10 protein-coding genes are annotated in these 12,409 nt (G+C 45.9%); 7 read left to right on the top strand and 3 right to left on the bottom strand.

Annotated features, from left to right (window positions below):
* Window positions 1-11: 11 nt before the first annotated feature.
* Window positions 12-2,219 carry a Tex family protein gene (locus tag QUB44_RS00220; RefSeq protein ID WP_333361657.1) on the top strand — a complete coding sequence of 736 codons (2,208 nt, stop codon included), beginning with the start codon at window positions 12-14 and terminating at the stop codon, window positions 2,217-2,219.
* 92 nt (window positions 2,220-2,311) lie between these two features.
* Complete coding sequence (locus QUB44_RS00215) at window positions 2,312-2,884, top strand: Uma2 family endonuclease (protein WP_333361656.1); 573 nt, start codon at window positions 2,312-2,314, stop codon at window positions 2,882-2,884.
* Window positions 2,885-3,177: 293 nt separating this feature from the next.
* Here the strand turns inward: QUB44_RS00215 and QUB44_RS00210 are convergent, their stop codons facing one another.
* Window positions 3,178-4,257 carry a PIN/TRAM domain-containing protein gene (locus tag QUB44_RS00210; protein ID WP_333161322.1) on the bottom strand — a complete coding sequence of 360 codons (1,080 nt, stop codon included), beginning with the start codon at window positions 4,255-4,257 and terminating at the stop codon, window positions 3,178-3,180.
* 399 nt (window positions 4,258-4,656) lie between these two features.
* Here QUB44_RS00210 and hemW point away from each other — a divergent pair, with 399 nt between their 5' ends.
* The 4 genes from hemW (at window position 4,657) to QUB44_RS00190 (ending at window position 8,648) form a co-directional block, all read left to right on the top strand.
* A complete protein-coding gene (gene hemW, locus QUB44_RS00205) occupies window positions 4,657-6,024 on the top strand; it encodes a radical SAM family heme chaperone HemW (RefSeq protein ID WP_333361655.1) in 1,368 nt (455 codons plus the stop codon).
* A gap of 226 nt (window positions 6,025-6,250) precedes the next feature.
* Window positions 6,251-6,511 (top strand): hypothetical protein, encoded by a 261-nt coding sequence (locus QUB44_RS00200; RefSeq protein WP_333361654.1) that lies wholly within the window; start codon window positions 6,251-6,253, stop codon window positions 6,509-6,511.
* Window positions 6,512-6,612: 101 nt separating this feature from the next.
* Entirely contained in the window at window positions 6,613-6,885 is a 273-nt protein-coding gene (locus tag QUB44_RS00195; RefSeq protein WP_333161192.1) for a DUF1830 domain-containing protein, read from the top strand.
* Window positions 6,886-7,082: 197 nt separating this feature from the next.
* Window positions 7,083-8,648, top strand: coding sequence for an FAD-binding oxidoreductase (locus tag QUB44_RS00190; protein WP_333361652.1), 1,566 nt, complete (start codon window positions 7,083-7,085; stop codon window positions 8,646-8,648).
* An 84-nt stretch (window positions 8,649-8,732) separates the two neighbouring features.
* Here QUB44_RS00190 and QUB44_RS00185 read toward each other — a convergent pair whose 3' ends face one another.
* Entirely contained in the window at window positions 8,733-9,602 is an 870-nt protein-coding gene (locus QUB44_RS00185) for a lipid kinase (RefSeq protein ID WP_333361636.1), read from the bottom strand.
* A 228-nt stretch (window positions 9,603-9,830) separates the two neighbouring features.
* On the opposite strand from QUB44_RS00185, the gene QUB44_RS00180 reads away from it, so the two are divergent.
* Window positions 9,831-11,129, top strand: coding sequence for a HEAT repeat domain-containing protein (locus QUB44_RS00180; protein ID WP_333361632.1), 1,299 nt, complete (start codon window positions 9,831-9,833; stop codon window positions 11,127-11,129).
* 133 nt (window positions 11,130-11,262) lie between these two features.
* Here QUB44_RS00180 and QUB44_RS00175 read toward each other — a convergent pair whose 3' ends face one another.
* Window positions 11,263-12,399: a DegT/DnrJ/EryC1/StrS family aminotransferase gene (locus tag QUB44_RS00175; RefSeq protein ID WP_333361628.1), complete on the bottom strand. Its 1,137-nt coding sequence runs from the start codon at window positions 12,397-12,399 to the stop codon at window positions 11,263-11,265.
* Between the last annotated feature and the right edge of the window lie 10 nt (window positions 12,400-12,409).

The raw sequence follows: 12,409 nt of genomic DNA, 5'->3' as shown, positions 1-12,409 counted from the left end.
AATTCTGCACTATGATCGACATTCCTCAACTGATTGCTCAAGAACTTTCCATTAATCTATCTCAAGTCAATAATGCTCTGGAACTTTTCGCAGAGGGAGCAACTATTCCGTTTATTGCCCGCTACCGCAAAGAACGCACGGATTTGCTGAATGAAATTCAGTTACGGGATATCTCCGATCGCTTCACCTATCTGACGGAAATAGAAGACCGCAAAAAATCGATTTTAGAGACGATTAGATCTCAGGGGAAACTCACTGAAGAATTGCAAGCGAAAATCGAATCGTGTTTGCAAAAAAACGAACTAGAAGACCTTTATCTGCCTTACAAACCCAAGCGGCGGACGCGAGCCACAATTGCTAGGGAAAAAGGTTTGGAACCGCTGGCAGAATTTATCAAGTCTCTGAACTTACCGACGGCTAAACCAGCAGATTTTGAGTCTGAAGCAGCTAAATACATTTCGGAAGAAAAGGGAGTAAAAACAGTAGAAGAAGCTCTCAAAGGTGCTGCGGATATTTTGGCGGAAGCGGTTTCGGAGAAAGCAGAATTGCGGGCTTACTTGCGAGATTTTTTGATGCGAACAGGAGTTTTTCTCTCAAAAATTAAAGATGATTTCCCGGAAGGAAGCACTAAATTTGAAATGTACCGCAATTACCAAGTTGCAGCGAGAAGCGTTCAATCGCACAATATGTTAGCGCTGTTTCGCGGGGAAACGGAAGGAGTCTTAGATTTGGATCTGGCGTTTGATGAATCCGCAGTGATGGCTTATTTGGAAGCTCAGGAAATTAGATCTAGGATACCGGAAGTTAAAGAGTTTTATCGATCGACCTTGAAGGATGCCTTCAACCGGCTGATGAAGACTTCGTTAATTACCGAAGTGCGATCGCACAACAAAGCCGTCGCTGATATCGAGTCGATCGCCACTTTTGAAACCAACCTCCGCGAGTTGCTGCTGTCGGCGCCAGCGGGAATGAAACCGACACTGGCGATCGATCCGGGATTTCGCACGGGGTGCAAAGTTTCCGCCCTCGATGAAACCGGGCAATTTTTAGAATATCAAGCAATTTTCCCCCACCAAGCGGCCGCTCAGCGACAACAAGCTGGTAAAATTGTCAAGCATTTAATTGAAAAATATAAGATTGAATTAATCGCGATCGGCAACGGTACAGCTTCTCGCGAAACAGACGAATTTGTTTCGGAAGTTTTGGCCCAAATGGACAGGAAACCGATTAAAGTCATGGTGAATGAATCGGGTGCATCGATTTATTCAGCAAGCGAGGTGGCGATCGCCGAATTTCCCGACCTCGACATCACCGTTCGCGGCGCAGTCAGCATCGGGCGGCGCTTGCAAGACCCCCTCGCCGAACTCGTGAAAATCGACCCGAAATCAATAGGAGTCGGTCAATACCAGCACGACGTTGACCAAAAACTGCTCAAAAAGAAACTCGACGAAACAGTCGAAAGCTGCGTTAATTATGTCGGAGTTGACTTAAACACAGCCTCGAAAGAACTGCTGACATTTGTGTCAGGAATGACGACAACAGTTGCCAAAAATATCGTTAATTACCGTAACGAAAACGGCGCATTTAAAAATCGCCGCCAACTCCTGAAAGTTCCCAAACTTGGGCCCAAAGCTTTTGAACAAGCAGCCGGCTTTCTCCGCATTCGCGGCGGAGAAAACCCCCTGGACAATACCGCAGTTCATCCCGAAAGTTATCCTGTAGTGCAGGCGATCGCCAAGGATTTAGACTTGCCGTTGACAGGAATAACACAAATATCGGAAAAAATCAAGACTGTAAACATTAAGAAATATGTCACCGAAAAAGTGGGTGAACCAACACTCCGAGACATTATTTCCGAACTAGAAAAACCGGGAAGAGACCCGCGAGCCGAGTTTAAATATGCCACTTTCCAAGCAGGAATTAAAGAAATCTCCGACTTGCAAGTTGGGATGGAATTAGAAGGCATAATCACGAATGTAGCTAACTTTGGAGCCTTTGTTGATGTGGGAGTACACCAAGATGGTTTGGTTCACGTTTCTCAATTAGCCGATCGATTCGTAGATGACCCCAAACAGATTGTCAAAGTCGGACAAGTGGTGAAAGTGCGGGTTTTGGAGGTGAATGAGAAGTTAAAGCGGGTTAGTTTGACGATGAAGCTGCAAGAAAAACCGCAACCGCAAAATGGCGAACGCCGGCTTCCGACTCCGCGCCGACGTTGAAACTTTGGGGAAAGGTGAAAAAGGGCGATGGCGTCCCGCCCTCGCCCGTGCTACGGCTATAATAGTGAAATCCTCACCCACCTCAAAATTATATGGTTGCAAGTAAAAGCTGCACCTCTATCTCCCCCGAAGACTATTTAGAAGCCGAGAAAGTCAGCCCTATAAAACAGGAGTACAGGCAAGGGAAAATCTATGCAAAAGCAGGGGAAAGCAAACCTCATGTCATTATTACGGGGAACGTATCTGTACTTTTGAGGAACTATCTTCGGGGAAGTGGTTGTATGCCTTACATGGCAGATAGGAAAGTTCGGATTGAGGCATCAAATTTTTATTACTATCCCGATGTAGCGGTGAGTTGTGATGAACGAGACAAAAATGCTGATGAAGATTTCATTCGCTACCCGTGCTTAATTGTCGAAGTTTTATCGCAGACAACAGCGGCTTTTGACAGAGGCGATAAATTTGCTGATTACCGCACTTCTGAAAGTTTGCAAGAGTATGTATTAATCAATCAAGAAAGAGTTAGTGTAGAGTGTTTTCGCCGGAATGCAGAGGGTTTGTGGGTGCTTTATCCTTACACTCAAGGGCAAGACGTTCAGTTTGCTAGCGTTAATTTTAGCTGTGCGATTGAGACATTGTATGAAGATGCGATCGAGATTGGTTGATTTTAATTACTCCTGAATCACTGATATTGATATGATTGAACCGCGAAGACGCTAAGGACGCGAAGGAAGAGAAAAGAAGAAGAAGCTGGTAATTGCTATTTTTTCTTGCTGGCTTTCCAAGTGCCACCGTAGAAGTAAAAAGGATTGTTTTTACTTACCGATTCCCAACATTTAAGACACAAAAAAAACCACTGCCCCGACTCGTCATACCGGGCGCGGTAGAGAGTCGGGGCAGATTGGGAACACCGATCGCAATATTTGATTCTGATTGCCCTGGCCATTGTTACTCAGTTTTAAACAATAACGGATTCTTGAGGACGGGCGAATATCATGCGGCCGGCGCTTGTTTGCAGGGCGCTGGTGACTACGACTCTGGCTTCGCCGCCGACATAGCTGCTACCGGCTTCCACGACAACCATTGTGCCGTCATCCAAGTAACCGATTCCCTGAGACGGTTCTTTGCCTTCTTTGCGGATTTTTAGTTCGATCGTATCTCCCGGCAAATAAGTCGGGCGCACCGCATGAGTCAAATCGTTGATATTCAAAACCGGCAGTTTTTGGACGGTAGCTACTTTTGATAAGTTGTAATCGTTGGTGAGCAAAATGCCGTCGATATCCAAAGCGAAGCGGACTAATTTCGCATCGACTGTGGCAATATCTTCGTAGTCAGCCGAGTGAATTTGAATCCGTTCTGGATATGTTTCTTTGATGCGGTTGAGTACATCTAAGCCGCGGCGTCCGCGCACTCGCTTTTGATCGTTGGCGGAATCAGCTACCAGTTGCAGTTCTTGGAGCACGAATTGCGGCACGATAATTTGACCTTCGAGGAAACCAGTTTCTAGCAAGTTTTCAATTCGGCCGTCAATAATGCAGCTAGTATCGACAACTTTGGCAGTTGCTGGTTTGAAAGTACCTTCGGCTACCAACACCGTGTCAAAGCTTTTGGGGTTGATCAGCCGCAAGAAAGCGCGGCCGTGGGTGTCGGTCAAACTGACGCCTGTGAAGCCGAACATGACGCTACCCAAGACTGCGACTAAAGGTTTGATGAAGCCGAACTCGCGGGGAATTGGCAGCAGGAACAGCGGAGCCAGCATTAAGTTCGCTACTAGCAGTCCGATGATTAAGCCGATCGCCCGCGTCAGCAGCATCTCGACTGGCATATCGCGGACTTGTTTTTCCAAGCGCCGATAGGTTGTTTGAGCCACTAATCCCATCACGAAGCCGATTAATGCTCCAAAGGAACCTAGTACAGAACTTAAACCTTGTATATTTGTAACTTGCTCCAGCAGCTCGATCGGCAGGAGTTCGACTCCGTAATAGCCGATGCCTCCGCCTGCGATTATGAATGAGATTATTATGATTGCGTCTAGCATTAGTTCTAGGTTAATGAATTTATTCACATTATATCTTTGCAGTGCTGATACTTGTTTTCATGCTTTGGTCGGATATCGCCATATTTACTCAGGGACTTTCATAAACTTATATTTCGCGGTTGTACCCTTTGGGGGATGTGCCAGCGAGTCGCTCGGAATTTACCACGCCCCGCCGAAAGCAGGCACGAGGTGCGAATAGACCGCGCTGCGGGCTGTTGGGGAATTGTGGTCGATCAAAATCGTACGAGGTTAAATTATAAAGAGCCGTAGCACGGGCGAGGGCGGGACGCCATCGTTCGCAGCGCTTTTTTGCTAAGAAAATGTCATAATATACATAATTATTCATGATTGTTTAATTAAAACTTTAGATTTGAAGTTGCGCTTTCGGCTTGAAATGTAATGAACCCCCCCACAGATTATTTAACATTTGAATTAAAAAAAAGTGTGCAAGCGACAAATTCCGGCATTCCCACTTCGGCTTACCTGCACATACCTTTTTGTCGCCGCCGCTGTTACTACTGCGATTTTCCGGTTTTTGTGGTGGGCGATCGCAAAAATGGCGAGAATTCAGGCACCATAGTCCAATACGTTGCTGTACTGTGTCAAGAAATTCAAGAAACTAAAAATTTAGGCGCATCTCTCAAAACAGTTTTTTTTGGTGGCGGCACGCCTTCACTGCTTTCTGTCAGTCAGTTGAGCAATATTTTAGAGACTCTCGACGGCCAATTTGGGATTGCTGCTGAGGCGGAAATTTCTATAGAAATAGACCCTGGTACGTTTACTTTAGAACAATTGCGGGGATATGCAGCGGCGGGAGTAAATCGAGTTAGTTTGGGAGTGCAAGCTTTTCAGGATGAATTGCTGCAAGCTTGCGGGCGATCGCACTCAGTCGCTGATATTTTTGAAGCAGTGGAAATAGTGCGATCGGCTGGGATTGTCAATTTCAGTTTAGACCTAATTTCGGGACTGCCACACCAAACTTTAGAAAACTGGGAAGCTTCCCTGAAATCTGCAGTGGAAATTAGCCCGACTCACCTGTCGAGTTACGACTTAATTGTTGAGCAGGGAACTGCTTTCGGGCGCTACTTTGAAGCAGGCGCGCAGCCGCTACCAGCAGATGAAACCGCTGCTCAAATGTACCGTTTAGCGCGGGAAATTCTGACAGGTGCTGGCTACGAACATTACGAAATTTCTAATTACGCTCGCGATGGCTATCAGTGTCGCCACAACCGCGTTTATTGGGAAAATCGCCCTTATTACGGCTTGGGAATGGGGGCGGCGAGTTACGTGGAAGGCCGGAGGTTGACAAGGCCGCGCAAAACTCAAGAATATTATCAGTGGGTGCGATCGATCTCTGGCCTCAATTCCCCTGCTACTCCACAAATTGGGGGGGAAACCCAGCATGATATGTACCCAGCAATTGAGCAAAATTTTCAAGTCTCAGAAAATGACATTTTGTTAGAAACGCTGATGCTAGGTTTGCGTTTAGCAGAAGGAGTTAGCCTGTCGGCGCTGACTGAAAAGTTTAGTCAGCAAACGGTTGATAAAATTTGGCGTTGTTTGCAGCCCTACTGGCGACAAGGATGGGTGGAAATTATGACGGAGGATGGGGCGATTCCCTACGGGATAGCTCCGCTTCACGCAACTTTAGGCGAGGGCGCGAAACTGCCACTTTCTGGCAATTTGAGGTTGAGCGATCCCGAAGGCTTTTTATTTTCTAATACAATTTTAGCCGATTTGTTCAGCCAGTTAGGCGAGGATAATTAGCTCTGTCTGAGGAAGTATATCCCCAGCAAGCGCGATCGGCACTAAAGCCGGGGCCGCCAATGCGATCGGAAGGAAATTCAATTGCTCCCTAGCTTGATCATCTCAAAAATAATATATTTTATATCGATCCCTAAACAAAACTTAAAGGCGAACTAAGCCTTGAGATAGAGGCCACGACTGCACTCCAGCCGTCATACTTAAGACTGAACATTTAAAAAGTAATTTAATGAACACTTTAACTATCGATCGCAACCAAACCCAAAACCAGCCCTGCGTTGTAATTAGCGAGCGCGGATGCAATCCGGCTTCCAAGTGTAATTTTTGCGGTCACTACCAACAGGCAAGAGGTTCTGTCGGTCACTGTCAATTGTTGAACGCACCTGTTAAGGGAGGATGGAAATCTTGCACTTTAGCAATGCCGGCTTTTGCACCTTCTTGGGAATACGTGGAAGGCGCTGATGTTTCCCAGGCGAAATTTATTAATTAACCCAAATAATGTAAAAAAAATGTGTTTTAACGGGTAATATGCTATATTAAGTTTAGGCTTGTCGCCGATCGCTCGCACAATTGCACAAACAAGTTAAAAAAATGAATTTGACACTAAATCAGGTACTTTCCGAAGGTCATACGCGCATTTTGTGTTGGTATCTTAATAATACTAGCAAAGTGCAAATCGCTCGCATTACAAATATTCCTAATTGGTATTTTGAGCGGACAGTGTTTCCGGGGGAACGTTTTTTGTTTGAAGCGCTGCCGGAAGCTCAGTTAGAAGTTTGTAGGAGTGCGGAGACGGGTGCGATTGTGTGCGAGCGAATTTTGTGCGATCGGCTGCGAGTTGAAGAATTAAGCACGGCTGATTGAAGATAATTCCTTAGACTTACCAACGAGAGGTAGAAACCCGGTTTTTTTTTCAGAAACCGGGTTTCTCTGTATGATTATTTGTATGATGATAAAAACTCCGTGATTCTCGCCACCCCATGCGTCAGCCCTAAAACTGTCGCAAATGTTAATCTAAGCTAAATTATAAAAAATCCACCACTGTTTAATACTAAAACCCGATGTCCCTCACCGAACAAATCCTCTCCCAACTGCCAGGAGACGCCCTCGGAGGCCTGAGAAAAGTCGATCGACTCTGGGAAAACCTCAAACAAAACACCGCACCAGCACCCCAAGCAGTCAAACACAGCCAACAACCCCTGGAAACCCTCGACTTCGACATAGTTATCGGCGGCGGAACCCTAGGAATATTAATCGGTACAGCCTTAGCCGTGCGGGGTTGGCGAGTAGCCTTGCTCGAACGCGGCACCCTGCGAGGCCGCGAGCAAGAATGGAACATTTCTCGCAAAGAATTAGACGCATTCTTAGAACTAAATTTGCTATCTGTTGAAGAGATAGAAAAGGCCATAGCCACCGAATACAACCCAGCCCGCATCAGCTTTGCCAACACCCCCGACATCTGGATTTCGGGCGTACTAAACATCGGAGTAGATCCTGTTTACCTCCTCGAAACCCTCAAGCAGCGATTCCTCCAAGCTGGAGGAAAACTATTTGAAAACACCCCCTTTAAAATAGCCACCATTCACCCGGATGGAGTCTTGGTAGAATCTGCAAATACCGATACACAACCTGCTACAAATTTATTTAAAACCCGATTATTATTAGACGCAATGGGACATTTTTCGCCCATTGTCCGCCAAGCTAGACAAGGGAAAAAACCCGATGCCGTATGTTTAGTAGTCGGCAGTTGCGCTCAAGGATTTCCCCAAAACGACACCGGCGACATATTTGCATCCTTCACCCCAATGCAAAATCAGTGCCAATATTTTTGGGAAGCATTTCCAGCCAGAGACGGTCGCACCACCTACTTATTTACCTACATAGACGCCGACACAGAAAGATTCAGTTTAGAAACATTATTTGAAGACTATTTGCGCTTGCTTCCCCCATATCAAAACGTCGAACTCGAACAGTTAAAATTCCAAAGAGCACTCTACGGATTCTTCCCCTGCTATCGCCAGAGTCCTCTAAAAACGCCTTGGAATCGCATACTCCCAGTTGGAGACAGCAGCGGTAGCCAATCTCCCCTCAGCTTCGGCGGTTTCGGCGCAATGGTGCGCCACCTCAAACGCTTGACTCTAGGAATTGACGAAGCTTTGACAAGTGACAGTCTCAGCAAAAATTCCCTCGCACTTTTGCAACCCTATCAGCCGAATCTATCAGTTACCTGGTTGTTTCAGCGTTCGATGAGTGCTGCGATAAATCAAAAAATAGACCCAAATCAAATCAATCAACTTTTGGCTGCCGTCTTTCAGGTAATGGAAGAGTTGGGAGAACCGGTACTCAAACCGTTTCTTCAAGATATCGTGCTGTTTCCGGCTTTGTCCCAAACCCTGTTTAAAACAGCAATTAGCCATCCCGGATTAGTGATGAAAATTATCCCGCAGGTTGGAATAGCTAATTTGCTCGATTGGATGGTTCATTATGTGAATTTAGGAATTTATACGGGATTGCAGCCTTTGGGTAAAGCCGTAGAACAGCAGGTAAAAATTTTATCGCCGCAGCAGCAATACTATTTTCACCGATTAGTTGAAGCGTGGCAATATGGCGCTGGAGGCGATTATTAAGCGAACAGGCTCTCCGGCTTGTTGCACAATAAAATTACTCGTTACCAGGCTCCAGCCTGGTAACCAGTTAATTGATATATTAGTTTATGAAGGAGCTATAACTGCTAAAGCTTGAGGAATCACTCGGAATTTTGCAGGGGTGTAAGTTGTGATTTCACCGTCAGTATTAATCGGACGGCGTTTGCTAGTATTAACCTCAAATTCTTGAGCTTGCAATGTGCGAACGTTATGCCGACTGGTATGATTTCCTTGCTTCATAGCCGGCAGCAAAGCAATGATTTCCCACCAGTGTTTTGTTTCCAAACTGTACAAATCCAGTCGCTTGTCGTCGATTGTGGCATCCTCGGCAACTGTCATGCCGCCGCCGTAATAGCGGCCGTTGCCAATGGCTATTTGAATAGTTTTAACATTAAAAAATTGGTTGTTTACCTTAATTTCTGCTCGGAACGGTCGCGCTGACAAAATTGTCTGCAAAGCAGTAAAAGCATAAGCTAAAATTCCCCAGCGCTGCTTCACATTTTTAGTGAGACGCTGGGTAATTTGCACGCTCAATCCCAAACTCGCCACATTAAAAAAATGCTGGCCGTTCACCCAACCTAAGTCTATTAACCGAACTTTATGGCTGGCAATTACTTGACAAGCTGCGGATAAATCTGTAGGAATTCCCAGAGTGCGAGCTAGGTCGTTAGCAGTTCCCATAGGCAAAATACCCAAGGGTAACTTGGTGTCTATCAAACCTTCTATGGCGGCGTTGAGAGTGCCGTCGCCGCCGCCGATTATTACTAATTCGACTTGATTTTGGTAGCGCCGAATTGTTTCGGGAAGTTCGCTGGCGTGGTCGGTAGATTCTATAATTAACTCAAAACCCAGTGCTTCTAATTCTACAGTGGCTTGAGATAATAGCTTTTGCCCTTTTCGGGAGTGCTGGTTTACTAAAAGTAGAGCTTTCTTCATTTGTTAATTTTTTATTGGGAATATTGCGTATTTTAAATGACAAAAAGTATAGCTTGATGCCTTAACTGCATGAAATTAACGCTTTACTTTCATTTTACAAGTTATGATGGATTGACAAAAATGTTAAAAAATGGATAATTGTAGCAAAAGATTCGTAAAAAGTAGCTCCCTCCCGCTCTGACCTAGCAGCAAAAAACCTCGCTTCTCGATCGAACTTAATTTAAAATCATGTATAATTTTTTACAAAAAGCGCAAGTCGCAGCCGATCGCCAAAACTGGCCAGGGTTAGTCGAATGCTTGCAGCAAGTGACAGCCAAGGGCGGCAAGCCGCAGGAACAAGACATTTTAGAGCAAGCTGTCAGTTTAGCAATAGAAGCCTTAGAATGGGGCGATTTTCAAGACCGCTGGGAAATTGCTAAAGTATTCCCCAATCTGGGAAATGGCGCGATCGCACCTTTAATTGCCGTACTCGAAGACGAAGACGCAGACACGGAACCCCGGTGGTTCGCCGCCCGCATCCTCGGAAAGTTCGATCGCCCGGAAGTGATTCAAGCTTTAGTAGAATTGGTCAAAAATTCCGAGGAAGAATTGAGCCAAATCGCCGCCGAAACCCTAGGGAATTTCGGCCCGACAGCCATAGAATCCCTCGCAACTCTCCTACTCCAAGAAGACTCGCGACAGTTTGCAACAGCAGCACTCGCCCAAATTCGGCGCACCGAAACCATCCCACCGCTGTTGAGCGTAGTCGGAGACTCTCAAGTTGCGGTGCGGGCGCACGCAATCGAGGCCCTGAGCAGCTTTCACGACTCCCGCATCCCGCCGATACTGGTAGCAGCACTCAAAGATCCGGCGACAGCAGTCAGAAAAGAAGCCGTGCGAGCTCTCGGCGCGCGCGCCTATTTAGATGCAGAATTAGATTTAGTTAACTTGCTCAAACCTTTGCTTTCGGACATCCGATTAGAAGTTTGTCAGCAAGCGGCGATCGCGATCGGGCGGCTGAAAACCGATGCTGCTGCGGCTGCTTTATTTGAATTGCTGCGATCGCCCACAACTCCGGTTGAATTGCAAATCGAAACTGTGCGCGCCCTAAGCTGGATGGAAACTGCAACCGCTTTAGCATATTTGCATCAGACATTAATGGCGCAATTTACTAACATAAATTCTACTATTTATCAAGAGATAGTCACTGTTTTAGGGCGAGTAGAAAAGCCGGAGTTAAAAGCTGTAGCTGCTGAAATTCTGATTGATTTGCTGAAAACCGATCATCCGGCCGTGCAGGAGGCTGTTAGCAAAAAATCTTTAGCTTTAGGTTTAGGAAAATTAGGAGATATGAGAGGGCTAGATGCTCTGATTTTAATGTTGGGCGACGCAGACAGCAGCGTCAGGCTGCACTGCATGGCAGCGCTCAAACAGCTAGGTGCTGCCGAGGTCAGGCAGAAATTAGAAAACTTAGTGAAACAAGACAATCTCGAACCGAGATTGAAACAGGGAATTGCGATCGCCCTGCAAGAATGGCCGGAGAGTTAATCAAAAGACAGAAGACCTAACTCCCCAACTTCTTGAAAAATTCAGGGATATAATAATAGCGATCGCATCTTTCTTCTTCCTGACCTCTGTTACATCCCTTACAAAATCCGTAGCCGAACTTCCTTCGGCTATATCATCGATTTTCTTTGTGAATTTGGGCGATCGCACTTGTCACCCGCTCTAAATCTTCATCAGTTAAATTAGAGCCAGAAGGCAAGCAAAGTCCGTACTCAAATAACTCTTGGGCCACTGCACCTTCAATACATTCGCAATCTGCAAATACTGGTTGTAAGTGTAAAGGTTTCCAAACCGGACGCGCTTCTATTTTCTCTTGAGCAAGCGCTAGGCGAACTTGTTCTCTATCTGCACCGAAAGCTGCCGGATCGATCGTCAAACAAGTCAGCCAGCGAGTAGCTTTTCCAAAAGCAGCTTCCGGCATAAATTCAAGTCCCGGCAAATTTCCTAAAGCTTGTTTGTAAAAGTCAAAATTGCGTCGTCTCGCTTCAACTCGTTCATCCAAAACCCGTAATTGACCGCGACCTATTCCCGCCAAAACATTGCTAAGACGGTAATTGTAGCCAATTTCTGAATGTTGGTAATGAGGAGCGGGGTCACGGGCTTGTGTTGCCAAAAAACGAGCTTTTTCTACCAGTTTTTGGTCATCTGAAACTAACATTCCGCCGCCGGAAGTGGTGATAATTTTATTACCGTTGAATGAGAAAATGCCAACTTTACCAAAGCTTCCAGGCGATCGGTTTTTATAGCTAGCCCCTAGAGATTCTGCCGCATCTTCTATTAGGGGAATTTCATACGCATTGCAAGCTTCTAGAATGGGATCGATATCGCAACTTTGACCATAGAGGTGTACGATCACAACAGCTTTGGGTAACTTACCAATTTTTGCTCGTTTGTCAAGAGCTGATCGCAATAATTCGGGATTCATGTTCCAAGAAGTGCGATCGCTATCAATAAAAACTGGTTTGGCACCAAGATAAGTAATCGGGCTAGCAGTCGCAATAAAAGTCAGAGTCGAGCAAAAAACTTCATCTCCCGAACCGACACCAATTAATTGTAAAGCCAAATGCAAAGCTGCGGTACCCGAACTAACAGCCGCTGCGTGTTTAGCGCCAACTACTTCGCAGAATTCTTGCTCGAAAGCGTCTACATGGGGGCCAACGGGGGCGATCCAGTTGGTATCAAAGGCTTCTTTGACGAACTCCTGTTCGAGGCAACCCATGTGAGGTGTTGAGAGGAGAATTTGTTTGAGCATGACTTCTAAC

Origin of the sequence: Microcoleus sp. AT3-D2, assembly GCF_036705715.1 — a bacterium.
Lineage (GTDB): Bacteria > Cyanobacteriota > Cyanobacteriia > Cyanobacteriales > Microcoleaceae > Microcoleus.
The sequence above is the reverse complement of the archived record's forward strand: the minus strand, read 5'-3'. Positions and strand labels throughout refer to the sequence as shown.